A 25875-nucleotide genomic window follows, 5' to 3' on the forward strand; every position below is an offset into this window, starting at 1 on the left:
TTTCAAGAGGAAATTTCATATTTTTCATTCCCTCAAAACTAGATAATGTATGAAGAAGCATTTGCCGAGTATTCACCAATGACTTGTCTAGCTTCGGCTCCTAACTTCTCGGCCGTTTCGATCCGTCCCTCCAAATCCCAAAACCAGGATTTGAATGGCCGGCTCTCCAACGTCTCTCGAAGTTGAACAGTCGCCTCCGCTTTTCGTTTTGGTTAAGTCCTCGATCGATTAGTATCAGTCAGCTCCACATGTCGCCACGCTTCCACCTCTGACCTATCAACCTGATCATCTTTCAGGGATCTTACTAGCTTGACGCTATGGGAAATCTCATCTCGAGGGGGGCTTCATGCTTAGATGCTTTCAGCACTTATCCCTTCCGCACATAGCTACCCAGCGATGCCTTTGGCAAGACAACTGGTACACCAGCGGTGCGTCCATCCCGGTCCTCTCGTACTAAGGACAGCTCCTCTCAAATTTCCTGCGCCCACGACGGATAGGGACCGAACTGTCTCACGACGTTCTGAACCCAGCTCGCGTACCGCTTTAATGGGCGAACAGCCCAACCCTTGGGACCGACTACAGCCCCAGGATGCGATGAGCCGACATCGAGGTGCCAAACCTCCCCGTCGATGTGGACTCTTGGGGGAGATAAGCCTGTTATCCCCGGGGTAGCTTTTATCCGTTGAGCGATGGCCCTTCCATGCGGAACCACCGGATCACTAAGCCCGACTTTCGTCCCTGCTCGACTTGTAGGTCTCGCAGTCAAGCTCCCTTGTGCCTTTACACTCTGCGAATGATTTCCAACCATTCTGAGGGAACCTTTGGGCGCCTCCGTTACTTTTTAGGAGGCGACCGCCCCAGTCAAACTGCCCACCTGACACTGTCTCCCGCCCCGATAAGGGGCGCGGGTTAGAATTTCAATACAGCCAGGGTAGTATCCCACCGACGCCTCCACCGAAGCTAGCGCTCCGGCTTCTCAGGCTCCTACCTATCCTGTACAAGCTGTACCAAAATTCAATATCAGGCTACAGTAAAGCTCCACGGGGTCTTTCCGTCCTGTCGCGGGTAACCTGCATCTTCACAGGTACTATAATTTCACCGAGTCTCTCGTTGAGACAGTGCCCAGATCGTTACGCCTTTCGTGCGGGTCGGAACTTACCCGACAAGGAATTTCGCTACCTTAGGACCGTTATAGTTACGGCCGCCGTTTACTGGGGCTTCGATTCAAAGCTTCGCTTGCGCTAACCTCTCCTCTTAACCTTCCAGCACCGGGCAGGCGTCAGCCCCTATACTTCGCCTTGCGGCTTCGCAGAGACCTGTGTTTTTGCTAAACAGTCGCCTGGGCCTATTCACTGCGGCTCATCAGGGCTATTCACCCTAATGAGCACCCCTTCTCCCGAAGTTACGGGGTCATTTTGCCGAGTTCCTTAACGAGAGTTCTCTCGCTCACCTTAGGATTCTCTCCTCGCCTACCTGTGTCGGTTTGCGGTACGGGCACCTTTTCCCTCGCTAGAGGCTTTTCTTGGCAGTGTGGAATCAGGAACTTCGGTACTAAATTTCCCTCGCCGTCACAGCTCAGCCTATGTGGTAACGGGATTTGCCTCGTTACCGGCCTAACTGCTTGGACGCGCTAATCCAGCAGCGCGCTTACCCTATCCTCCTGCGTCCCCCCATTGCTCAAACGGTAAAGAGGTGGTACAGGAATATCAACCTGTTGTCCATCGCCTACGCTTTTCAGCCTCGGCTTAGGTCCCGACTAACCCTGAGCGGACGAGCCTTCCTCAGGAAACCTTAGGCATTCGGTGGATGGGATTCTCACCCATCTTTCGCTACTCATACCGGCATTCTCACTTCTAAGCGCTCCACGGGTCCTTGCGATCCCGCTTCAACGCCCTTAGAACGCTCTCCTACCACTGACATCGTAAGATGTCAATCCACAGCTTCGGTGATACGTTTAGCCCCGGTACATTTTCGGCGCGGAGTCACTCGACCAGTGAGCTATTACGCACTCTTTAAATGGTGGCTGCTTCTAAGCCAACATCCTGGTTGTCTAAGCAACTCCACATCCTTTTCCACTTAACGTATACTTTGGGACCTTAGCTGGTGGTCTGGGCTGTTTCCCTCTTGACTACGGATCTTATCACTCGCAGTCTGACTCCCATGGATAAGTCTTTGGCATTCGGAGTTTGTCTGAATTCGGTAACCCGATGGGGGCCCCTAGTCCAAACAGTGCTCTACCTCCAAGACTCTTACTACATGAGGCTAGCCCTAAAGCTATTTCGGAGAGAACCAGCTATCTCCAAGTTCGATTGGAATTTCTCCGCTACCCACACCTCATCCCCGCACTTTTCAACGTGCGTGGGTTCGGGCCTCCATCCAGTGTTACCTGGACTTCACCCTGGACATGGGTAGATCACCTGGTTTCGGGTCTACGACCACATACTCATTCGCCCTATTCAGACTCGCTTTCGCTGCGGCTCCGTCTCATCAACTTAACCTCGCATGTAATCGTAACTCGCCGGTTCATTCTACAAAAGGCACGCTATCACCCATTAACGGGCTCTAACTACTTGTAGGCACACGGTTTCAGGATCTCTTTCACTCCCCTTCCGGGGTGCTTTTCACCTTTCCCTCACGGTACTGGTTCACTATCGGTCACTAGGGAGTATTTAGCCTTGGGAGATGGTCCTCCCTGCTTCCGACGGGATTTCTCGTGTCCCGCCGTACTCAGGATCCACTCTGGAGGGAACGAAGTTTCAACTACAGGGCTTTTACCTTCTCTGGCCGGCCTTTCCAGACCTGTTCATTTACCTCGTTCCTTTGTAACTCCGTATAGAGTGTCCTACAACCCCAGGAGGCAAGCCTCCTGGTTTGGGCTAATCCCGTTTCGCTCGCCGCTACTCAGGGAATCGCGTTTGCTTTCTCTTCCTCCGGGTACTTAGATGTTTCAGTTCCCCGGGTCTGCCTTCCATACCCTATGTATTCAGGTAAAGATCCTATCCCATTACGGATAGGGGGTTTCCCCATTCGGAAATCTCCGGATCAAAGCTTACTTACAGCTCCCCGAAGCATATCGGTGTTAGTACCGTCCTTCATCGGCTCCTAGTGCCAAGGCATTCACCGTGCGCCCTTTCTAACTTAACCTACTTCGGCCAATGATAAGCGGCGAATCTCTGCGTCAGCTCCGTCACTGTGCTCCTCGCGTACTCTCGTACGCTCCGGTGCTCGCTCGGTCGCTTCCTTGATCTTCTTGCTTCTCATTGCCCTCATGGTTTGTGCTCTTACTTCGTTTTAAAACAAAAATAAGAGAAAAAAACTAAGATGGCGATTACTCGGTTATTGCTTCTTCATTAACATTATCTAGTTTTCAAAGAACGAATCTTTCATTGAGAGATTGAACTCTCAAAACTGAACGAACAAAACGCGTCACGTTTCATGTAAATATCCTTAGAAAGGAGGTGATCCAGCCGCACCTTCCGATACGGCTACCTTGTTACGACTTCACCCCAATCATCTGTCCCACCTTAGGCGGCTGGCTCCAAAAGGTTACCCCACCGACTTCGGGTGTTACAAACTCTCGTGGTGTGACGGGCGGTGTGTACAAGGCCCGGGAACGTATTCACCGCGGCATGCTGATCCGCGATTACTAGCGATTCCGGCTTCATGCAGGCGAGTTGCAGCCTGCAATCCGAACTGAGAATGGTTTTATGGGATTCGCTTAACCTCGCGGTCTCGCAGCCCTTTGTACCATCCATTGTAGCACGTGTGTAGCCCAGGTCATAAGGGGCATGATGATTTGACGTCATCCCCACCTTCCTCCGGTTTGTCACCGGCAGTCACCTTAGAGTGCCCAACTGAATGCTGGCAACTAAGATCAAGGGTTGCGCTCGTTGCGGGACTTAACCCAACATCTCACGACACGAGCTGACGACAACCATGCACCACCTGTCATCCTGTCCCCCGAAGGGGAACGCCCTATCTCTAGGGTTGTCAGGAGATGTCAAGACCTGGTAAGGTTCTTCGCGTTGCTTCGAATTAAACCACATGCTCCACCGCTTGTGCGGGCCCCCGTCAATTCCTTTGAGTTTCAGCCTTGCGGCCGTACTCCCCAGGCGGAGTGCTTAATGCGTTTGCTGCAGCACTAAAGGGCGGAAACCCTCTAACACTTAGCACTCATCGTTTACGGCGTGGACTACCAGGGTATCTAATCCTGTTTGCTCCCCACGCTTTCGCGCCTCAGCGTCAGTTACAGACCAAAGAGTCGCCTTCGCCACTGGTGTTCCTCCACATCTCTACGCATTTCACCGCTACACGTGGAATTCCACTCTTCTCTTCTGCACTCAAGTTCCCCAGTTTCCAATGACCCTCCCCGGTTGAGCCGGGGGCTTTCACATCAGACTTAAGGAACCGCCTGCGCGCGCTTTACGCCCAATAATTCCGGACAACGCTTGCCACCTACGTATTACCGCGGCTGCTGGCACGTAGTTAGCCGTGGCTTTCTGGTTAGGTACCGTCAAGGTACCGGCAGTTACTCCGGTACTTGTTCTTCCCTAACAACAGAGTTTTACGATCCGAAAACCTTCATCACTCACGCGGCGTTGCTCCGTCAGACTTTCGTCCATTGCGGAAGATTCCCTACTGCTGCCTCCCGTAGGAGTCTGGGCCGTGTCTCAGTCCCAGTGTGGCCGATCACCCTCTCAGGTCGGCTACGCATCGTTGCCTTGGTGAGCCGTTACCTCACCAACTAGCTAATGCGCCGCGGGCCCATCTGTAAGTGATAGCCGAAACCATCTTTCAGCTTTCCCTCATGTGAGGGAAAGAATTATCCGGTATTAGCCCCGGTTTCCCGGAGTTATCCCAGTCTTACAGGCAGGTTGCCCACGTGTTACTCACCCGTCCGCCGCTGACTTCAGGGAGCAAGCTCCCATCTGTCCGCTCGACTTGCATGTATTAGGCACGCCGCCAGCGTTCGTCCTGAGCCAGGATCAAACTCTCCATATAAGAGTTGATTAAGCTCATAAGTTGTCTTTTCAAAAAAGACTAATGAATTAACGTTGACGTTTTTGTTCGTTCAGTTTTCAAAGATCAATTTATCTTTGCTATAATTTACCTTATCGCTCAGAAGCGACTTTATAAATATAACATGTTATCCATTAGCAAGTCAATAACTTTTTAAAATGTTTTTTCTCAGTTTAACTCGCCTTGTTGAGGACAAGAATTAATATACCATGACTTATTAAATGTTTGCAATATAATTTTTAAAAATGTTTATCTTTATATTTTCAGTACATATTAATCATATATCCTTTCTCTATTAGAGATTACTGTTCTGGAACCAAATAAAAACGGTGCCATTATGAAACTGCATTTACTTAAATTGTTCTGCAGCCAGATTTAATAAAGTGTACATTTTCTTAACACCAATTTTATACGCATTTCACCAGAGCTTATGACAATTCATTATATTAGTAACATATTTCCGGAACCATTCACCTCACATACCCACAAACTTATCCACGACCAAACACTTATTATTACAGTTGTCAACAAAGTTACTCACAGCATGTGGATAACTTTGTTCACTTTTCCACACTTTTATAAGCTTTTTAAAACAATAATTAAATTTATACTTATTTTATTGATTAACCGCCAAAAGGATGAAAAATAAAGTTTTAATAAACTATCAATACAAAGAAATAGTAATAGTTTTGGTTATTTTTCATAAAATCTATTAACTCTAATCTAAACGGAAGGTGTGTGAATGACACTGGAAACCGCAGCACTATATCTATCAGTAATCATGGCCATATTTTTATTTGCTTATGCATATGCAGAAGGCCTTAAAATTGCAAATTCAGATGAAGAGGTCTATGGTGGCACCTTCATCTTTTCAGTTACAGCCGCATTTATTTTTTCTGCTCTGACTTATGTATTTAGATAAAAAAATCTCCCCATTCTCAGGGAGATTTTTCTATCTTATATAACTATAGATAGGTTATCCGTTTATCCGGAAATCGTTGTTTTTTTCTTCCATTCTTTCATCCGAATCCTTCTCTCATCTAATAAGAAGAGAGTTATTCCTCCAATTACGACTGTTCCACCAAGAACTTGTGTCCATATAATCGACTCCTGAAGTAAATAATAAGCTAGAACTGCAGCACCAACCGGCTCAAATAAGATGGCCATAGAAATAGTTGAGGTGCTTAGCCATTTAAGTGACCAATTAAATAATGTGTGTCCAAGCAGGGTTGGAACTAGGGCCAGTAATATAAAATATACCCAGTCACTGGTTCCGTATGGGATTAACGGTTCATTAACGATTAACACGTAGAAAAACAATGTAACAGTGCTTATACTGTAGACAACAAAAGTATAGGTAACGAGCGACAACCTTTTTCTGACTGTTTGCCCAAACATTAAGTAAGCCGTTACCAGGGCGCAGGCAATGATTGCAAGTATATCCCCGAACAAAGCAGTCCCGCTGATTTGAAAATCTCCCCAGCTGATAATAACACTGCCCACAATTGCGAGAAGCCCGCTTAATATTGCTTTCCAGGTAAACTTTTCTTTAAAAAAGAAATATGTGCCTGCAAATGCAAATAAGGGCTGTAGTGTTACAAGGACTGTAGAACTGGCTACAGAGGTGTAGTTCAGTGACTCAAACCAAAGAATAAAATGAAAGGCAAGAAACACACCGGCGATGATGGAATAGATCCAATCCCTCCGTGTAATAAGACGAAGTTCCGGAACATATTTTATAAGAAATACAGGCAACATGAATAGGACGGAAAATAATAACCGGTAAAACGCAATGACTCCCGATGGAGCGCTGGATACTTTCACCAATATAGCAGAGGTTGAGACAGAAATTACACCAATTGCCAGGGCAACATAGGGATTTATTTTTTTATCTGACATTTTTAATACTCCTTGTTTCTGTTCCCTAATAATTAGGGTATATTTCATTTTACAACGTGTAGTCAAACTTTTACTATGGTTTTATTATAGCAGGATTTTTAAAATCATATTTTGGATATACAATACATAAAAAAGCGGGAGATATTATGAGCAGTTTAGAGATAGAAATATTAATGAAGCTGGGGATTTCAGCAGTCCTTGGACTTGTTATCGGCCTGGAGAGAGAATTAAAAAGAAAGCCGGTCGGCTTAAAGACAAGTTTAGTTATTTCCATAGTAAGCTGCCTGCTGACTATCGTGTCTATAGAATCGGCTTATATGTTTCCTGGCAATGATGACATCAACATAACGATGGATCCTCTCCGTTTAGCTGCCCAGATTGTTTCAGGCATCGGCTTTTTGGGTGCAGGCGTTATTTTAAGGAGGGGAAATGACAGTATTTCGGGCCTTACAACAGCCGCTTTAATTTGGGGTGCAGCAGGAATCGGAATTGCTGTAGGAGCCGGCTTTTATATTGAAGCAATGGCCGGAGTGGCGCTGCTGATTATTTCAGTGGAGGTAATTCCTTTTATTATGGGCTTAATTGGTCCCAAACGCTTAAGAGAAAAAGAAATTAACCTGCAGCTGAAGGTAAGGGATAAAGAAAATATTGCTGACATCATCCCAGCGGTAAAAGACCTTGATATATCTATAAAACATATTCGCATTAAAGACCTGGAAGATGAACATCTGCATCTGGTACAGCTGATAGTTGCCGTCGACTACAAAAGAAGAACTACGGATGTTTATTACAGCGTTTCAAGTATTCCTGGAGTGCAGTGCATGGAAATCGATAGTATGCAGTAAAATTTTTTAATAATTCCTCTTGCAAGATAACTCCGATGTGGTTATAATTTTTCTTGTACCACTACTCGGGGGATTAGCTCAGCTGGGAGAGCGCAACGCTGGCAGCGTTGAGGTCAGGGGTTCGAGCCCCCTATTCTCCATAGGAAAAAGCCTTGTTTATCAAGGCTTTTTTTATTTCTTCAATACTTGGCGATTCGGTAAGAAAGTTATTGTCGCTGGATTATGAAATTTGTTTCATGAGAATCCACCTCTAAGATTGCTATCCTGTGAATGTACATTGCCAATTCTGACTCTGTCTTTTTGTCTTATCTCCTTCAGGTCTTAATTAGATCCAAAATCTTACTTACCTTTCGAAACAAAGTTAAGCAAAAACCTATTTTTTCGTGCTATCATAAAGATAAAAAACATAATCATTAGATACACTTGAATAACCCTGTTGTCGTATCATTGCCGTAAGATTTCCGCGGTGATAAGTGCCATGGTTAACAACATGCTGAACCAATTCAGAAAAATGAGTATCCAAACGCCCGAATTTAGGATGCACTGGGGTAATCTCTTTATCCAAATCACTAACATTGTTAAGAAACTTTTGATATTCCTCTGACAAACTTTGAAACAGCTTTTCCATTTCTTCAAGACTTTTATCCTTTGTCTTTTCTTGAGCAATGGCAATAGAAGCTTGAACTTCTTCCATACTATTCTCCTGCATTACACCAAGCCATATTGTATCTGTCATATAAATATGGACAAGAGCCTTCGCAATCGAGGAAAAAACACTTTGTATTTCCCGATCATAAATATCCTTGGGCAATTCTTTCAAGCGCTCAAAAAACTTTTTATTCGCCCAAACGTGATAATCATACAGTTTTAACGCATGATGTTTTCCCATAAAAGATTCCTCCCTTATAGCTAAATTCCACCTCAATAAATACTTCGGTATTCACTGTAAGAAGCCCTGCCCGATTGTTGAAGATCATTAAGACACCTTATTAGACAAAAGAACCCGTTCGTTTAAGTAAATTTCCTCATAAACTTAAAACAGGAACGTATTTGGCAATTAAAAAGTGTGTTTCTTAAAATATAAATACTTATTTAATTAGATTCATATAGAAGAAGCTTTTTAAGTGTAAGTTTATTAACAATATCTTAAACGTTCTTAAAGTAAGTTTTATAAACTCTAGACGACCTCTTGCATCAACATAGCCATGTTCGCCTATTACGAAGACTTAAATTAATTAAGTGTCAAAAAGGCGCTTTTTGTCTTGTCTGCTAACCTTCTTGTCTAAAAGCCCAATAAATCCCTCTGTCATAAAATTTGACGCCAAAGAGCCTGATTAAAGCAAAGATCAGAAAACCTGACAAAATCCCCGTCATGTTGGTCATCACATCCACGACATCCGTGACACCTAGACGAAAAACATATTGAGAGAGTTCAATCAGCAGGACCAAAGGCAATCCAACGAACATTGTCCGCCAGAAACCTCGAAACAGAAGATAAAGCATCCAACCAATAGGAATAAAAATCAGGATATTGGCCAAAGTTTCTGCATTAGAATTCCAGAAGACCGCCCGCCACTGCAGATTAATTCTGGCAATGCCATCACCGTAAGTCTTGAAAAGAATAAAATTCATGCTGCTTAGAAAATACAAGATTCCTTCCAACCATACAAACCATTTGTAAAATTGCCCACGGCAAAGCTGGTAAATATTAGCCGAAATAACCAGACTGGTCAAAAGAAAGAGAGCCGCGGCCGGCCAGATACTATCAAAAGCTGCCATCCCAAACATGAGCCTGAGCAAATAGTGCCCAAATCGACCATAAAACCATAGATAGGCGATTAATAATGGAAGAAAAAGAATAGTTGTCAAAATAAGTGCTGTTTTTTTAGTCATATCTTAGAAAAACACCTCTGATCTATTGAAGGTTTGCTTATGTTATTCAACAATCCTGCCGGTTTTCTTTTTTCACTTATCATTCGTGAATGGTCACAATTACTCCATCTATATTGTTACCTGAAATCTCAAAATAGCTATTTTTCTGTACGCTAATCGTCCTGTTTTGAGTAATCGGGTAATAAGTAATCATGTATTTTTCCCCATTCATACTAGCAGAGATTTGTTTTTCTTCTTTCAGGTAGTCTAAATATTCTTCTAAAGCAAAATTCTTTTCCTTCATAATCGCACTATGCGGCAAACCAACAAAGCGGATGTGCCACGGTTCATATTGAATTCCTGTTATGTCGGTCTTGTCCTCTGGATAGCGTAAAATGAATCCATATTTCCAAGCATTTTCTTCTAGCCACTTTCCTTCAGGTGCATCTGCCATCTTCATTTGAGTGGATCCTACATCAAGCGATAAGCCCAAATTGTGTTCGCTATATCCAGCTGGCAAGGCATAGTCAGAACCCATCTCTTGATAAAGCACACTTTGCTCTTCAAAGCCTCGAAAACCGCTGGTAATAGAGAAATTTCGAACTCCTTCCTTTTCGGCTGCAGCGATCATCTCTGAAAATTCACGGGCAACGTCCTCAGACAAATAAATTTCGCTGTTTACCAGCCTGTAGCCCTTTGTCAATTCATTGTACGCTGCTAGATTGATGACATCCGATTTAATACTCTCCGGGCGAACCGGATATTCACTGTTGACCAAAAGCAGATTTCCTTGATAGATTTGTTCTTCTTCAATCTCTTTTTGGATATTTTCAGAAGTTCTTCTACCTTCTTTATCATTTTCATTTTGATCATTGTTTTGTATTTCTACTTTCGGTTCAAAAAAAGGGTCAATTTTAACGAAAGTTAACCCTAAGCACAATAATAATAAAAATAAAAAACCCCACTTCTTCATTCTTCAGTTCCCCCTTATTCTTCTCTGCTTAAAAGAATAAGGAAAACTATTAAAATAAAGAGTAGGGTAAATATTAAATTTTTCTTAAATCCTGTACACTTACAGCAAATCTTCTTTAATTGGTTCACTTTCCTTTGGTAAACGAACTTCAAAAACTGTCTGGATGACACTGCTTTCAACAGTAATTGTTCCATTATGCTGCTCCACAATATTCTTCGCAATGAACAAGCCTAGACCAGTGCTATCTTCTTGCTGCGTTCGTGCTTTGTCACCAGTATAGAACATATCAAAGAGATGCGGGAGTTCATCCGGAGGAATGCTATCTCCATAATTCATAACCTGAACGACCACTTCTTCTGCATCAATAAAGCCTTTAATATCCACATACTTACCTTCATATCCATAACGAATAGCATTTGTCAGAAGGTTTTCAAACACACGTGCTAACAATTCTCCATCGCCCAAAATAGGTAGATGGGATGTACTATCCATCCGGGCAGCCAGTTGATTCTTTTTAAATACAGGATACAATTCTTCCTTTAATTGATTAAGCAAGTCAATTAAATTTATTCTCCTTTTTTCAACTGGAAGCATACCATAGTTCATTCTAGTTATTTCAAATAATTCATCAATTAGTCTTTCTAAACGCTGAGATTTAGTAAAGGCAATTGATAAAAAATGTCTGACTTGTTCTTTAGTCAAGGTCTCATCCTTAAGAACCAAATCCAAATATCCTAAAACAGAGGTAAGCGGAGTCCGTAAATCATGAGCTAGATTTATGACTAATTGATCCTTGCTGCTTTCCGAGAAATCTCCTCTTTCTACAGCTTGTTTCAATTTTTCACTTGCCAAATTAATATCATGGGCAATATCTCGAAATTCATCATTTGACTCTATTTGAACATGATGTGAAAAGTCTCCCCGGGAGAGATGATGAATTCCGGTTGAAATCTCGTTAAAATAGCTGGAATAGCGCTTCGTGAGTAAATAAAAGAATATGAACGAAAGCGGGATGAACAGCAGTAAAAAGACATTAATGTCGCCAAATTGTTTCATGATTTTCCGATAATATTCCAGCCGGTCACCATATTGGGCATTTGCGTGATAATAGAATTGCAGGGCTTTAAAGGCTATAAACGTTATAAGTCCAGAAAAAATCATACTTAAACCAAATAAGAGCACCATCTTTGAACGAAAGCTGTGCACCATTTTAACCATTGAAGGAATACCCAACTCCCCACACGGTTTTAATCCATTTGTGGTTCTGCTCGCCTTCTTCAAGTTTTTTTCGCAGCGTACGAATATGTACCATGACAGTGTTGCCACTTTCAAAGTATGCTTCTCCCCATACATGTTGAAAAATATTCTCCACACTATATACCTTCTTTGGATAACTCGCAAGTAAATACAAAATGTCAAACTCTTTCGGCGTAAGCACGATGCTTTCACCGTAAAGGGTTACTGTGCGCTGATCAGGAGTAATGACTAACCCGCCGTATTCCAAGCTGTTTTTATTATCTGTTTTAGGCTGATTTAGCTTCATAAAACGCCGGAGATGGGCATTTACACGGGCAACCAATTCGATAGGGGTAAATGGTTTAGTCATATAATCATCTGCTCCAATGACCAGTCCCTGTACTTTATCAAAGTCAGATGTTTTAGCACTCAAAAAGATGATTGGCATATTATACTGTTCGCGAATGCGGCGGGTTACTTCATATCCATCCATTTTCGGCATCATAATATCCAAAATCATCAGATCAATCGATTGAGTCTCGACTGCACGAACAGCCTCTTGTCCATCCGAAACTTTAATAACATGATACCCTTCTTTTTCTAAATGAATGGAAACCAGATCAGCAATGTCCTCCTCATCATCAGCAATTAATATCGAAATATCTCTCATCTTCCCACTCCTAAATAAAAGTTAGCATGCAGATATATATTAAATTATATCCATTTTCTATTATTTCCTTTTCTTTTTCAAAAATTGGTCATATCGTTCAAATAAACGCAACTCTTCTACTAAATCCCCGGTGCATTCATGAGAAATTTCTAGTATTATTTATTCTAATACTACCGTTATATCGTAAATTTGGCTTAATAAATGCAAATACAACTCTTCACAACTTCAAGAAATTCGGACACTTCCCCAATTATTGAATAAAAAGACCGGCTGCAATCACAGCCGGTTTTAAAAGAAAGATAGCATTGTTTATTAACCTGGTTTATATTCAATTCTCCTTCTTTGCTACATAAATATTATTTTTGTAGCAACTGTTTGTTGAAATGCCTGATCGTGCTCAACAATAACCATTGTGGGATTAAATCTTTGAATAAGCTCTTCAATCTGCACTCGCGAATATATATCAATAAAATTTAACGGTTCATCCCAAATATATAAATGAGCTTTTTCACATAAACTTTTAGCTATAAGCAGCTTTTTCTTTTGGCCGCCGGAATAATGAGCAATATCTTTCTCAAATTGTATCCGGTCAAAGTCCATCTTTCGCAAAATGGATTTAAATAGAGTCTCATCAATTTTATGCTCTTCAATAAAATCCGATAACAGCCCCTTTAAATTCGAGGTATCTTGCTGAACATAGGAAATGATAAGGCCGGAACCTACATTCATTGAGCCTGTATGCTGAATCGGAGTTCCTAGAATTAGTTTTAAAATACTGCTTTTTCCGCTTCCATTCTTTCCATCAAGTACAATTCTGTCCCCTTGTTCAACTTTAAAACTAATGGGCTTATTTACTATTTGGTCACCGTACTTGACAGACACATCAGCCAAAGAAATCAATTCATTGGACTGAAATTCAAATGGCTCTAATTTTAATGATTCGGTTTTTTCCACATTTTTAAGCAGTTTTGATTTTTCCTCAATCGCTTTTTGCTGCCTTGTTTCCAGGTTCTTTGCTCTTTTCATCATCTTTGCTGCTTTATGTCCTACAAACCCCTTGTCCAGCTTAGAGCCCGAATTCGTTGTCCCATTCTTGGAAGACTCCACTTGATTAGACCAGCCTGCTGAACGCTTTGAAGATTGCTTTAATCTCCCAATGTCTTTTTGCAAACGCTGATTTGCCGCCTCTTCGTGTTCTTGCTGCCGATCAAAATTTAGCTTCCATGAAGAATAGTTACCACTCTGTACTTCAATATTTGCTCTATTTATAGATAAGATATGATCAACGCAGCCATCTAAAAAGATTCTATCGTGTGAAATTAAAATAAATCCTTTTTTCTTCCTTAGATAATCAGAGACCACCTTTCGCGCATCAGTATCCAGATGATTGGTTGGCTCATCAATCAAAAGAAATTGGCCCTCATTCAAAAATAATGCAGCAAGCAATACCTTTGTTTGTTCCCCATTTGATAATGTTTTAAATGTGCGGTACATGACCTCTGCATCAACATTTAGATAGGATATTTCACGAAAAAATTCCCAATCTTCTGCCTGTGGGCAAATCTCTTCTAGGATTTCATGCGTATACTTATTTTTATCCGATACGGGATAAGGGAAATAATTAAATTCTACAGAAGAGATGATTGTCCCGCTATACTCATAATTTCCTAATAACAAATTAAAGAATGTTGTTTTACCTCGTCCATTTCTCCCAATAAATCCAAGTTTCCAATCTGTATCTATTTGAAAGTTTACACCCTCAAAAATATTGTCAAAGCTTCCTGGATAAGAAAAAGTTAAGTCTTGTACCTTTATCATCGACATAATTATTCCTCCTTTGTATATCAATTCATTTTTCTTTTTATACAAAGTCGGCATACCCATCTATTCTGCTTTTTCCCCGTATAAGTTTGATGGATACTAACGACTTATACGGAGTATTACATGCGTAACAATAGTGTCTGAAGTGCTCATTTCTCTGTCTCCTTTATTTTTCAGATTAAATTTTAATACTACCTATCTTATCTTTGATCTATAAAAAAACCTCCCATTTATAATTGGAAGGATTAGTCTTTCAATGATATTCATGAAGCTCCAATTTGCCAACGGAATCATGACAAATAAAAGTGTATTATAAAAATGGATAGACTAACCCTATATTTTGATGTTTGAACTTATTCATTTCAAATAAAAATATAGATCAGTTAATCATTGTCCATCCATCAATCCTCTCATAAATCGTATCTTTATAGTAACAATTTTTTTCCCTGAATACAATATCACAATATTTCATATCGCTTAGACTCCCAATTCCTGCCCAACATCATATAGGTGACATCCGTAGCATCTTCTTCATGTTCCACTGTGTATGTATTCCCTCCATTATTTTGCTCATTATCTTTCCCGTTACTGCTAGTTTTATTACTTGTGTTTCCACATGCTGAAAGAAGAAGTAAAGTGAAAATTACCATGAGCAAAAAGAGATTGCAATGGGTTCTACTTAAATTCAAGGTACACCAAAACGAATAGTCATTTTAACAATGAAGGGACAGAAGCATTACTTTCTATGGGTATAACGCCTGTAGGGGCAGTTGAATCCTGGTTAGGTAATCCTTGGTATGACCATATTCAAGAAAAAATGAAAAATGTTAAAAGCGTTGGAACTGAATTGGAGCCAAGTTTAGAAACCACCATGTCATTAAAACCAGACTTAATTATTGGAAATAAAGTACGTCAAGAAGCTATCTACGACAAATTAAGTCAAATTGCACCAACAGTGTTTGCTGAAAACCTTGGTGGGGATTGGAAAGAAAACTGCAAACACTATGCTAAAGCCATTAACAATGAAGAAACTGGCAATAAAGTACTGAATGATTTTGATACACGTGTAGCGAATCTAAAAGAACAACTTGGAGATCAATTGCAGAAAAAAGTATCAATTGAGGAGATTGGCATTTTTCAGCTTGTTATACATGTTCGTTAATAAAGAGATTCTTTCTTCATCCAGTAATCTCGTTTGTTCATAGCCTTTTCTTGTACCAATTTAAACGGGATATATTAGAAAGCAGGAATGGCACAATCATCGCAGTTATGCGGTTTTTTTATTGGAATAAATTGCGTCTGAATTACACAGTGGTGAATATTACCTATCGGACAACCTACCCCTTTTGTTTAAAAAGAAAAAGCGGCCAGAAATAGGCAGCTGATTCAACCCAGCAAATTTGTGCATAATCATTTAATTGTAAAACTCCATATGTGTTTTTTCCTTTTTGTAATAATCTAGTCTGTCTTGTAAAGTACCTGTATGAAATTCAAACTTATGCCCATCCGGATCAGTAAAGTAAATAGACTTTTTATCTTTTTCGTCCCTTGGACGACCTGACAGGATGTTTATCTTCAATTCTTTTAGTTTACGAAACTTATTATCAAATTCAGCTTCTTCTATCGAAAAAGCTATATGTGTATATGATTGGCAAATTTCAGTACGAGGTATATCCTTTTCTTCATTAAGGGCAAGCCATATACCGTTTAAATCAAAATAGGCAGTACTTCTTCCTTTAACTACCAACTTTGCACCAAACACATTTTTATAAAACTCAATAGAAGTTTCTAAATTGGAAACTGAAAATAAAAAATGATTAATGCCTACTATTGACACCAAATCACCCCAAACTTGTTTTTTTATATACTCATTATACAAAATTTTATTGAAGCATTCTGCCCCGTTTGTTTAACCTGTCATTTTTGATGCACTGCCATTACATTCGATTATAGCGGAGAGAACTTTTGTTTCCAGGAGTATCTCCCTATTTTTTATCTGTGAACCAGCCTTTCTAGCAATTCATAAATAGTGTGCAGGCGGATTCCCCCAATCACCACCTTGGCTTTACCGGTCTTTCTTCACTATCAGGAAAATGGAAAATCTATTTTCACAGAATAATAAGGAACTATAGATTGGCTTTCGACATAATGGACTGAAAAATTCCCCCAATAGGGATATTTCTATATTAATAGAAATGAATAATTGAACAATAAACAAAGGGGGGAGAATTCACAGGGGATAAAAATCTATGTATCTTCAAAAAAAATATGAAAAAGGGTGAGAAGATGAAGAGTTCCTTTAAGAGAAAAATGTCTGCAATCGGTATTTCTGCTCTAATTGCCGGAAGCATTACAACACCGGCTGGCGCAGAGTTTGAACTGCCAAAACAGAATGGACAGGCAATACCTCTGTCAAAACAGGCTAGGTCTGAATTAGATAACCTATGGAAAGATAGTGCAAGTGATCACCCAATATACGGACAGGGCCTAAACAAGTTCGATCCTAAAGAGAATATAAGATTAATAGTTGAAGTAGAAGTAGACAAAACAGAAAAACCTGAACAGAAGGTCAAACAAGTAAAGAGCAGCTTTATGAAAAAAAGGAGCGGTGCCTCAGAAGTAATTCATACATATTCTGAAGGTTTTTACGGCTTCAGTATGGAGACAACTATTGGAGAAGCAGAAAAGATCCAAAAAACGGCTGGCGTTAAGGACATCCGCATCTCGAAAACATATGAGCATCACGATATAAATAGCAATGAAATTGTTGAAGCAATGAATGTATGGACCAAATACAATTACACAGGGGACGGAATGGTCGTCGCAATTGTGGATTCGGGAATCGATCACAGTCATGAAGCGCTTCAGCTTACCGAAAACGGAAAGAAACATGCGAAATACAATGAAGTCAATATCCAGACAACATTGAATAAAACGGAAGTAAATGACATCTGGTATTCAGATAAAGTCCCTACAGGTTATGACTGGGCCGATAAAGATACGGATGTCATACCGGCAAGTAATAAGCATGGCACACATGTGGCCGGAATTGTCGGAGCTTTTGAAGAATCTCAGAAAAAAGCAGTCGGTGTAGCGCCGGATGTCCAGCTGATTGCTGAGAAAGTGTTTTCTGATTCGAGGGGATACGCATACGACGATGACATTGCAGCAGGAATTTATCATGCAGTAGAAGCAGGAGCAGATGTCATCAACATGAGCTTGGGATCTGATGCAGGAATGGTTGACCCAAACGATCCGGTTCAGCGGGCAGTCAGATTTGCGACAGATAACGGTGTTCTGGTAGTCGCTTCAGCAGGTAATTCTTCTTACAGCACGAAGCAGAACCTGCTGCCGACCACTGACCTGCCATTGGCGAAAAATCCGGATATCGGGGTGGTAGGTGATCCTGGGATTACACCTTCAGCGCTTCAAGTAGCATCTTCCGAAAATGACTTAATGAGAGTCGAATCCCTTATGCTGAACGATGAAACCATGCTGGCATACCAAAATCAATCATCTGCTAAAAAATTGTCTGAAGGACTTGAAGCAGGTACAGAATATGAGCTTGTTTTTGCCGGCGAAGGTTTCGGTGATGATCTTGATGGATTAGACCTCGAAGGCAAGATTGCCGTCGCCAAACCAGCTCAATCTTATTCTACATATACAACTCTTCAATATGGAGTAGCCAAAAAAGGAGCGGAAGCACTTATTGTAATCCCTCCAGACGAACTTTCAGATTTCCCAAACCTTAGATTCTCGCCGAACTCCATTCCAGCTGTCACGACTGAGCTGAAAAAAGGAAATAAACTGATGGAAAGACTTCAAAGTGGTGAAAGGATTACAGTGGGTCTTTCAGATGAAGGCATGTGGGTACAGAACCCGGCTACAGAGCCGATGTCGGATTTCTCTTCTTACGGGGCACCGACAGACTTGAGCTTTAAACCGGAAATTACAGCGCCTGGCGGAAAAATCACCTCAACTGTCCTGAATAATGAATATGAAGCTATGAGCGGTACTTCCATGGCGAGTCCGCAAGTAGCGGGAGGGGCAGCACTGCTTTTGCAAAAGTACTACCAGGAAGTAGGGCTGCCTAAAAATGAAGAAACCGTCTTGAAGGCAAAAATGGCTCTTATGAACACATCTGACATTTTGAAAAATCCGAAGCATGAAAACACACCTTATTCACCAAGGCGCCAAGGATCCGGCCTCATGAAGATTGAACAGGCAGTAGAGACACCTTATCTATTAAAACAGATTGGTGTACCGCTCGAGCAGGCAGCATCTATAGCACTTAAGGAAGTCGGACGAACATTCGATTTTACACTGGATGTAGAACCTCTGGCGAAGAAGCTGGAAAAAGCGAATCACCAATTTGAAATTCAGGTAGATGTACTGACGGATGAAACAGAAACGAGATCCGTAAAAGGAAAGAATAAAGAGTACTTGACATTAAACAGTTTCCCGGTTGAAGACGCTGTTATAAAGATTAACGGCAGAACCCAAGGCGAAAGCAAGATCCAATACAAGCCACACCGCGATGACGAAGTGACAATCTCTGTGACTCTTCCGGAGAATCTGAGTAAAGATCGCTTTGTGGAAGGTTATGTCCGCTTCGTTCCAAAAGGAAGCTCTGTAAAGGATCTGTCTACATTGACCATGCCATTCATGGGCTTCTACGGCAATTGGGGTTCACTTGACAACATCGATGAAAGCCCTGTAAACGGCGATGCATATCTTCCTTATACAGTCCTTTGGAATGATCTGCTGAACCTGCCAATGGGCTATGACAACAGCACTGGCAAATTCAATCCTGAAAAGATTGGGTATTCGCCAAACTCAATTGTGACAGGAATTTATCCTTCTTTTACAGCCTTCAGAAATTTGAAGGAAATGTCCTTAAGTGTCCAGGATAAAGACGGAAATACCGTCGCGGATATTACGAATTTCAGTGAATACACAGAAGACGGCAGTCCTAATGCGTTCCGGAAAAATATCATGGCCTACAGAGACTTCTATTACGGATTTGATGGCATATTATGGGACGGAAGGGACAATGAAGGCAACATACTGCCTGATGGTGATTATTATTATGTGTATGAAAGCACTTTAAATTATGAAGGAGCAGAACCGCAGCAGACGAAAATCCCATTCAAAATGGACGGAGCTGCCCCTGGAGTTGAGAACATTCAAGTGGAAGATCAAGAAGATGGCAACTATAAAATCACTTGGGATGTACAAGAAGAAAACACCGGGTATACCGGAAGTATGCTCTGGATGAATGGCAAGAGAAAATCCCTTGAGGCGGGAACAATGGAGTATATATCAGATGAAAAACCTGAGATCGTGATGATATCCGCCCTTGATGGAGTACACAATGTAGGGGTGAACTATTGGGGGAACGAAGAGCTGCTTCACGCAGACCCGTTCATCAATTTCTGGCAAGTATCGGGATCCAACATTAATGAAACAAAACCAGCATCTATGCTCATTTTTGGTTACAAGCGATTGGACTGGCACATTGAAATCTCTGACTCAGAAGGAAATATGCTGGAATATGCAGATATCGAAGATGAACATTCAATATACGGTTTGAAGTGGTATCCAAGTGAAGAATATCCAAATGGAGACTACTATGTAACGGTTACAGGGACAGATGAAAAAGGTTTATCGTTAACATCTGAACCTAAGAAAATCACAGTAAAGCATTAATAAAAGAAAGCCAGGAATCCTGATTGTGGATTTTCTTGGCTTTTTATTAAGATAAAAGATTAATTTTTTGAACTACTTAGCTTCAACTTGATTAGTCATTAATAACTGGGTATATTTCTCTTCATGGAGGGCATCAGCATAAATTCTGTATTGCCAAAAGGCTAACAGACACTTTTTAAACCTTTCTATGTTACCTATTTTGTTTGATGTTGCTGCCACTTCTAATAGATCCATTAAACCTTTTTCAAATTGATTGCATTTACATTGAAGCAAAGCATGAGCGTAGCGAAAATCCCAATACATCTTTTCTTTTAGCCACGGTTCCTTGCTTATGGCCATATCTTTAATGACATGATTGAATCTTTCTATTAATCTTTTTGAATCCCCTAATCGATTTAACTGTATATACGACTCCAATATCCTCGGCAGACCGGCATATATATCGTCCCTATGTTCCAGCCAGGAAAGATATTCATCCACATATTGCAACTGTCCAAAATCCAAAAGGGCAACAAAGCGATTTCCAACAGCTATATCTGAAAAGAATTCGTTTATATGTGCGTATTCTTTAATAAGGTCCAATACTTCTTCAAGTGAGGCACCTAATCTTGTCAGAGCAAAACTCTTATACATCAAAGCCCGTCCATAATACTCGCCTCCATCTTCCATTTTTTTTAATTTTTCAGCATAAATCAGTACTTGCCCCCAATCTTCCCGCCGATAGTAATCTGCCATGATCCACATGTATGCTTCTTTCCTAATATCAATTGGCATGTATGCCAATTGATCTAGTACATGAGTCAGTGCATGCTGGCCTTTGTCTGTCAATCTTACGATATAAAATCTCCTGAAATAGCTGATTGCTACATTTTCAGAAAAACGATCGGAATCATTCTCAATAATAACTTCATAGAGTGGAAGAGCCTGCTCCCCTTTTCCTGCCTGAAATAGCTCTTCGGCTACAGAAAAGATGTATAATAAATTTTTCTTTCTAAATGTTTTTGAATTTTCTTCCAGCATTAAATCTATCAAATTACTAAAATGCTTTTTACGCCCTTCTGCTGCACACTTATACAAGAACTGTATACTTCTCCGCTTATCAATGCGATTTCCTTCGTTTAGACATTCTTCTATATAGTATGAATACAGTAAACCTTCAGAAAGGCCGAGAGCATGTGTAATGGCATCTAAATTTTGCAGAGAAAGCGGCTGCCTATTATTCAGTATCCGGCTAATCTCGCTAATATGAATACCGGATTCCTTTGAAAGTTGTGTTTTATTCCAATTTTTTAATTGCATATATTTTTGAATTTCTTGAAATAGAGCAACATTCATGATTTATTCACCTTTTCCTTTTTGCCAATAATAAAGTCCACCCTTCATGGCTTGATCCTAAGTGATAGCATCTATTTTCGCCTTGACTGCTTTCTTGTTTCTTCAAATAAGAAAATATCTTGTTAATGACTTTTTATTAGAGTCGAATGACAGTATAGAGGGTCACTGCAGAAGGAAGTGAACGTCCCAAAGAAAACAGTGAAAAGAATATTTAAAATGAGGTAAAATGGTTTTCTCTTGGAATCAATAATAAGCGATGATCACCAGAACTTTTATATTGATGTATACAAATAGGGGATTATCAATTCTACAATATCAATTATACAATCTATTCTAACTGGTTATTTTATATTTTGCGACTCATTATTTTTACACTAAAGTCAGAAGTTTAATTAGTCACTTCTCCTGACTAACTGCTATTTCAACATCAAATGGTAATAAACAATCGCGGCTTTTGCATTTTGCACTTTCTCTTCGAAAGTAATACTTTCGAAGCGCTATCTTACATTGCTACATCTCATTGTTTTGGATTCCTATTCCTACAACAATCGGCATGGACATATTCTGGAGATCCTCTAAGCGGTTAGTGAAATATTGGCTCAACAGCTTCGTTAGTTTCTGGTCCCCTTTTTCCACTAATCCCTCTAATTCAAAGTTCTGAAAAATCTCCTCTCCCATTATTATCAATGAGTAACTTAATTCACTTTTGTTCAATTACATTATTGTATAAAATTGAAAGTTACTTTATATTTTGGGTACCCGTTATTTCAACACTAAAATTTGGTTTAATTTGAATTTCACTATAAATATTTTTCCATTCTTTATTATTAAGATATTGCGGGTACTGAACTGATATTTCCTTTTGGATACCTAGTACGTCACTTTCAGCATCAATTAATATATTTGTCACTTTATTTGCTTGGTCAGTTAAGTAATCAGAAGCAAGTCTGTTAAATTTTTTAATGTCATTATTTGATATTATGCCTTCATAGTAATTGATTTCTGCATCTAATTTGATATCTACCTCAAAGACAATTTCCCCATCTTTATTATCTTCATCCAGCTTTAGATTTGTCTGGTGTTTGATTCTATTAATAATAATGGCAAAGGGGTTCATCTCTTTATTGTCATGGTCTATATTAAAAAAATTGAGTTTGTTAAAACGGTTGTCCATGATTAATAGTAAAGTGGATTGCTCAGGTGACAGAGAATATCCGGTATATTTATCCCCATTAAAAAGAGCAGTACCTGAAATTTCGATCTGATTGGGACCCGATTTTCTTACGAGTGGGATTATGGAATCTTCATGGTCTGTAATCTTATTCCATATCGAAAAAGTGTTTTCTTTTGGTATGTGAGTTCTTTCCTCAGCGTTTCCGAACATCTTTAATAATCTAAATGCTAATGGACTATTCTCCATTTGAATGGACAAGATATCCGTGCCTCTTCCTTCTGCAATCATCACCTTTGAAGTAATATCTCCATACCTCGATCTTCCAATCGGTTCCAACAATGGCAAAATCCCTTTTGATTTCGCTAATTCCTCCCCTATCACAATGACGTATGCCTTGCTTAAATCCAGCTCCCCAGGAATTTTATTCGTATAATTAATATCAATTTCAATTACATTTTTCCCTTGTGACTTGGCCATTTCATCTTTAATGGTAAACTTTCCTCCACCAGATCCTTGTATATTTAATGCCCGGACAGATGTTTGAAGCATATCAGGTTCATCTTCAGAAGTGTCAAAGGTTATACCATTTATGATAACTTTATCTCTTAAGGGACTTTGATTCCAGCACCCTGCTAGTAATAATGTTATTGCTATTAATACAACACCCAAATGAAACGATCTCAAATCGTCTCCCCCTTTTCCTTAATTCTTAAGACGGCAGATATTAGTAAAAGAGTTAATGGGATAATACCAATAATAAAATAACTATATAATGTAACAAAATTCAAATAATAATCAAGCATGACATTTGACTTTTTAGCCAGAAGGAATAATGCGAAAATCAGAATACCAGTGACAGGAAACGATCTGTGTTTACCATCATATTTCAGAAATACATTTGAAAAGAAAAGAAAAACGGAAACAGATAATACCAATGGAATGGCCCACATAGAAAAGAAAATCAGGTCCATTCGATCTAAAGCTTCAAACTGTAAAGGACGAAACATATAGATAATAGGATATTTCAATTGAGCTAAGAGATTACTGTTAAAAACCAGTGTCGCAAGGATTGTTAAGTAAACGGTTAAGCCACTAACAAATAAATTTATATATGATATATTTTTTAAAAATGCCTTATTTTTATCAGCAGCCAGCGGGTATAAAAACAATATAATTTCAAATCCCAAAAAAGAGATATAAGATTCTTTAAATCCGAAAATTATATTTTTCAAACCCGAACTTCCTATCGGGAATATATTCCTGAAATCCATGTTAAGGGTATACGGAAAAAACGATAGAATGAATAAAAATAAAAATAAAACGGAATGGACAAGAATGATTCTAGCAAAAACATGGATGCTGCTGGTACATAGATACATGCACATTGTAAAAATTAATAGGCCTAATACCCATGAAGGTGTACGGTCCAATAGGATTTCCCTAATCAATTTTACAGACACCAGCAGCAAGTAAGCTGTTGTCATGATTAAATAGATAAAAGTTGCCAAGTTACAAAGTTTCCCCAAATGTTTTCCAAGTATACTCCTAGTAATTTCATGATAATTGGAATTGGGGAAGCGTCTTAATAAGAGCCAATATATGAATAAAATGCATTGAATACATAATCCCGTTAAAATAATGGATATCCAGCCATCATGCTTTGAAGTTTCTTGCAGTTTATTCGGCAAAGTGAGCATTCCAATACCTACTTGTGCATTAACAACCAAGAAGAATATTTGCATTTTTGATAAACCAAGTTTTGACTCCATAACTCTCAGTCCTCATTAGATTTCATGTTTATAGTTTATTGATATGAAGATCTATTTATAAATGAATTTTCTTCTTTGGACGTATAAATGTATCTTTAATGCCTTTAAAGTCCAGAGGAGCAATCGGATACATATAAGGTTTCTTGAACGATTCCAATTTGCAAAGATGTGTCAATAACATAGTTAGGGATACTGTTATCCCTAAGAACCCAAAAAAGTTCGCTAAAAACATAATTGGAAAAGCAAGCATTCTTACCCCAGTGCCCATTTGATTAACAGGGGCAACAAAAGAAGCTATCGCCGTCAACGCAATCACAACAATCATGACATTCGAAACAATCCCGGCTTCAACAATTGCTGTACCAATCACAAGCCCCCCCACTACACCAATCGTTTGAGCGATTGGTGATGGAAGCCGTATAGCTGCTTCTTTCAATATTTCTAAAATGATTTGCATAAGAATAGCTTCAAGAAACGGTGATAAGGGAATAAACTCCGTTTGGACTCTAAGAGCATAAAGCAAGCCAATAGGAAGAATTTCGGAATGAAAGGAAACCACCGAAATATAAATTGCCGGCAAGCTGATGGCGATAAGAAAACTCAGCATTCTAACCAGTCGAAAGAAGGATCCTACAAGCCAGCGGTTGTTATAATCATCAGGTGATTGATAAAAACTGATAAATGTGATTGGCAATACTAAAATTTGAGGATTTCCATCGACAATGATGATTACTTTACCTTCTAATAGATAGGAATTTGCACGGTCAGGCCTTTCAGTTGTTAACACTTGAGGGAAAATGGTAAAGCTTCGATCTTCGATTAATTCTTCCAATTCTCCTGAAGACTGCACTCTTTCCACTTTGATTTTTTGTATTCTATGTATCACCTCAGATAATACATCCCGGTCCACCAAATCATCCATGTAAAGTAGAGAAATTTTTGTTTTCGACTTTTCTCCGACTTCAAAATTCTTCGCAACCAGGTTTTCGTATTTGTTTCTCTTTTGTAAAAGGTATATGTTTTTATTCAAACTTTCCGTAAAACCATCTCGGGGCCCTTTAATAATTTTTTCATTTTCAGGTTCTTGAATAGAACGATCTTCAGCAGTTGGTACAGATGCAATTACTGTTGCTTCATCATTTTCAACTAATAGAATACTGGCTCCAGTACGCAGCCCATTTACGATATCAGTTATATTAGTTGAACATTTAACTTCCGCCGATTTGATTAATGACATAATAGAGATTTGCAAACCATTTTTACTGAAAGTTTGTTCTGAATATGCTTCAATAATCGGTCCAATTACATTAGTCTCCAATGATTGTTTATCTACCATGGAATCCATGTAAACAATCACCAGCTTTTGTTTCTGGATATTTATCGTTCTTTCCTTGATTTCATCTGTAAAATGCATAGCTTTTTTTATTAGAGTCGATGTCCTTTGAAATTGATTGTTCCTTGGACGGCGGTGCTGATTTTTTTAGGTTCATTTTTTACTCCTCGGCATTAAATATTGCTTAGTATTTACAATGCGGGTGAACTATTATTCCACT

Annotated in this window: 16 protein-coding genes, 1 tRNA gene, 2 rRNA genes and 1 pseudogene; 5 read left to right on the forward strand and 15 right to left on the reverse strand. The window is 39.7% G+C overall.

What is annotated here, in order from left to right; all coding sequences use genetic code 11:
- Positions 1–208: 208 nt before the first annotated feature.
- A 23S ribosomal RNA gene (locus ACR42H_RS22645) occupies positions 209–3144 on the reverse strand.
- Between the two features lie 307 nt (positions 3145–3451).
- A 16S ribosomal RNA gene (locus ACR42H_RS22650) occupies positions 3452–5001 on the reverse strand.
- The 16S and 23S rRNA genes sit together here, the layout of an rRNA operon.
- 760 nt (positions 5002–5761) lie before the next feature.
- Here ACR42H_RS22650 and ACR42H_RS22655 point away from each other — a divergent pair.
- Positions 5762–5941, forward strand: a complete 180-nt coding sequence (locus ACR42H_RS22655; protein WP_113884938.1) for a hypothetical protein — start codon at positions 5762–5764, stop codon at positions 5939–5941.
- 62 nt (positions 5942–6003) lie between these two features.
- Here ACR42H_RS22655 and ACR42H_RS22660 read toward each other — a convergent pair whose 3' ends face one another.
- Positions 6004–6918, reverse strand: coding sequence for a DMT family transporter (locus tag ACR42H_RS22660; protein WP_436373356.1), 915 nt, complete (start codon positions 6916–6918; stop codon positions 6004–6006).
- Positions 6919–7064: 146 nt separating this feature from the next.
- Here ACR42H_RS22660 and ACR42H_RS22665 point away from each other — a divergent pair, with 146 nt between their 5' ends.
- Together ACR42H_RS22665 and ACR42H_RS22670 are read left to right on the forward strand one after the other, a co-directional pair.
- A complete protein-coding gene (locus ACR42H_RS22665) occupies positions 7065–7763 on the forward strand; it encodes an MgtC/SapB family protein (RefSeq protein ID WP_009331578.1) in 699 nt (232 codons plus the stop codon).
- 67 nt (positions 7764–7830) lie between these two features.
- Positions 7831–7903 (forward strand) — tRNA-Ala (locus ACR42H_RS22670).
- A gap of 233 nt (positions 7904–8136) precedes the next feature.
- On the opposite strand, the gene ACR42H_RS22675 is transcribed toward ACR42H_RS22670, so the two are convergent.
- From ACR42H_RS22675 to ACR42H_RS22700, 6 genes are all read right to left on the reverse strand, one after another.
- Positions 8137–8652 carry a DinB family protein gene (locus tag ACR42H_RS22675; protein WP_113884940.1) on the reverse strand — a complete coding sequence of 172 codons (516 nt, stop codon included), beginning with the start codon at positions 8650–8652 and terminating at the stop codon, positions 8137–8139.
- Positions 8653–9032: 380 nt separating this feature from the next.
- Positions 9033–9656 carry a VanZ family protein gene (locus ACR42H_RS22680; protein WP_113884941.1) on the reverse strand — a complete coding sequence of 208 codons (624 nt, stop codon included), beginning with the start codon at positions 9654–9656 and terminating at the stop codon, positions 9033–9035.
- Positions 9657–9735: 79 nt separating this feature from the next.
- Entirely contained in the window at positions 9736–10608 is an 873-nt protein-coding gene (gene vanY / locus ACR42H_RS22685; protein WP_436373359.1) for a VanY-A/VanY-F/VanY-M family D-Ala-D-Ala carboxypeptidase, read from the reverse strand.
- A 99-nt stretch (positions 10609–10707) separates the two neighbouring features.
- Positions 10708–11826: a sensor histidine kinase gene (locus tag ACR42H_RS22690; protein WP_436377047.1), complete on the reverse strand. Its 1119-nt coding sequence runs from the start codon at positions 11824–11826 to the stop codon at positions 10708–10710.
- Positions 11819–12514, reverse strand: coding sequence for a vancomycin resistance response regulator transcription factor, VanR-F/VanR-M family (gene vanR / locus ACR42H_RS22695; RefSeq protein WP_113884944.1), 696 nt, complete (start codon positions 12512–12514; stop codon positions 11819–11821). Before vanR ends, ACR42H_RS22690 begins: the two co-directional genes overlap by 8 nt.
- A gap of 345 nt (positions 12515–12859) precedes the next feature.
- On the reverse strand, positions 12860–14338 hold the full coding sequence (locus ACR42H_RS22700; RefSeq protein ID WP_113884945.1) for an Lsa family ABC-F type ribosomal protection protein: 1479 nt from the start codon (positions 14336–14338) through the stop codon (positions 12860–12862).
- Positions 14339–15018: 680 nt separating this feature from the next.
- On the opposite strand from ACR42H_RS22700, the pseudogene ACR42H_RS22705 reads away from it, so the two are divergent.
- Positions 15019–15455 (forward strand): annotated as a pseudogene (locus tag ACR42H_RS22705) (ABC transporter substrate-binding protein); the annotation flags it as partial.
- A 294-nt stretch (positions 15456–15749) separates the two neighbouring features.
- Here the strand turns inward: ACR42H_RS22705 and fosM are convergent.
- On the reverse strand, positions 15750–16172 hold the full coding sequence (gene fosM / locus ACR42H_RS22710; RefSeq protein ID WP_113885007.1) for a FosM family fosfomycin resistance protein: 423 nt from the start codon (positions 16170–16172) through the stop codon (positions 15750–15752).
- Between the two features lie 431 nt (positions 16173–16603).
- On the opposite strand from fosM, the gene ACR42H_RS22715 reads away from it, so the two are divergent.
- Positions 16604–20044, forward strand: coding sequence for a S8 family serine peptidase (locus ACR42H_RS22715; protein WP_436373361.1), 3441 nt, complete (start codon positions 16604–16606; stop codon positions 20042–20044).
- Positions 20045–20116: 72 nt separating this feature from the next.
- Here ACR42H_RS22715 and ACR42H_RS22720 read toward each other — a convergent pair whose 3' ends face one another.
- From ACR42H_RS22720 to ACR42H_RS22740, 5 genes are all read right to left on the reverse strand, one after another.
- Positions 20117–21379 (reverse strand): helix-turn-helix domain-containing protein, encoded by a 1263-nt coding sequence (locus ACR42H_RS22720; protein ID WP_436373363.1) that lies wholly within the window; start codon positions 21377–21379, stop codon positions 20117–20119.
- Positions 21380–21889: 510 nt separating this feature from the next.
- On the reverse strand, positions 21890–22057 hold the full coding sequence (locus ACR42H_RS22725) for a hypothetical protein (RefSeq protein WP_436373365.1): 168 nt from the start codon (positions 22055–22057) through the stop codon (positions 21890–21892).
- 61 nt (positions 22058–22118) lie between these two features.
- Positions 22119–23222, reverse strand: coding sequence for a Ger(x)C family spore germination protein (locus ACR42H_RS22730; RefSeq protein ID WP_436373367.1), 1104 nt, complete (start codon positions 23220–23222; stop codon positions 22119–22121).
- An 11-nt stretch (positions 23223–23233) separates the two neighbouring features.
- A complete protein-coding gene (locus ACR42H_RS22735) occupies positions 23234–24322 on the reverse strand; it encodes a GerAB/ArcD/ProY family transporter (protein ID WP_436373369.1) in 1089 nt (362 codons plus the stop codon).
- A 55-nt stretch (positions 24323–24377) separates the two neighbouring features.
- Positions 24378–25736, reverse strand: coding sequence for a spore germination protein (locus ACR42H_RS22740; protein ID WP_436373371.1), 1359 nt, complete (start codon positions 25734–25736; stop codon positions 24378–24380).
- Positions 25737–25875: the final 139 nt, after the last annotated feature.

The organism is Cytobacillus sp. BC1816, assembly GCF_051353635.1.
Taxonomy (GTDB): domain Bacteria; phylum Bacillota; class Bacilli; order Bacillales; family Cytobacillaceae; genus Cytobacillus; species Cytobacillus oceanisediminis_C.

What these genes read in the sequence shown, in the direction of transcription:
- vanR (WP_113884944.1), bottom strand. Translation starts at nt 12,514, where the DNA reads ATGAGAGATATTTCGATATTAATTGCTGATGATGAGGAGGACATTGCT.
- ACR42H_RS22725 (WP_436373365.1), bottom strand. Translation starts at nt 22,057, where the DNA reads ATGGGAGAGGAGATTTTTCAGAACTTTGAATTAGAGGGATTAGTGGAA.
- vanY (WP_436373359.1), bottom strand. Translation starts at nt 10,608, where the DNA reads ATGAAGAAGTGGGGTTTTTTATTTTTATTATTATTGTGCTTAGGGTTA.
- ACR42H_RS22680 (WP_113884941.1), bottom strand. Translation starts at nt 9,656, where the DNA reads ATGACTAAAAAAACAGCACTTATTTTGACAACTATTCTTTTTCTTCCA.
- ACR42H_RS22655 (WP_113884938.1), top strand. Translation starts at nt 5,762, where the DNA reads ATGACACTGGAAACCGCAGCACTATATCTATCAGTAATCATGGCCATA.
- ACR42H_RS22675 (WP_113884940.1), bottom strand. Translation starts at nt 8,652, where the DNA reads ATGGGAAAACATCATGCGTTAAAACTGTATGATTATCACGTTTGGGCG.
- ACR42H_RS22740 (WP_436373371.1), bottom strand. Translation starts at nt 25,736, where the DNA reads ATGCATTTTACAGATGAAATCAAGGAAAGAACGATAAATATCCAGAAA.
- ACR42H_RS22720 (WP_436373363.1), bottom strand. Translation starts at nt 21,379, where the DNA reads ATGAATGTTGCTCTATTTCAAGAAATTCAAAAATATATGCAATTAAAA.
- ACR42H_RS22715 (WP_436373361.1), top strand. Translation starts at nt 16,604, where the DNA reads ATGAAAAAGGGTGAGAAGATGAAGAGTTCCTTTAAGAGAAAAATGTCT.
- ACR42H_RS22690 (WP_436377047.1), bottom strand. Translation starts at nt 11,826, where the DNA reads ATGGTTAAAATGGTGCACAGCTTTCGTTCAAAGATGGTGCTCTTATTT.
- ACR42H_RS22665 (WP_009331578.1), top strand. Translation starts at nt 7,065, where the DNA reads ATGAGCAGTTTAGAGATAGAAATATTAATGAAGCTGGGGATTTCAGCA.
- ACR42H_RS22660 (WP_436373356.1), bottom strand. Translation starts at nt 6,918, where the DNA reads ATGTCAGATAAAAAAATAAATCCCTATGTTGCCCTGGCAATTGGTGTA.
- ACR42H_RS22735 (WP_436373369.1), bottom strand. Translation starts at nt 24,322, where the DNA reads ATGGAGTCAAAACTTGGTTTATCAAAAATGCAAATATTCTTCTTGGTT.
- ACR42H_RS22700 (WP_113884945.1), bottom strand. Translation starts at nt 14,338, where the DNA reads ATGTCGATGATAAAGGTACAAGACTTAACTTTTTCTTATCCAGGAAGC.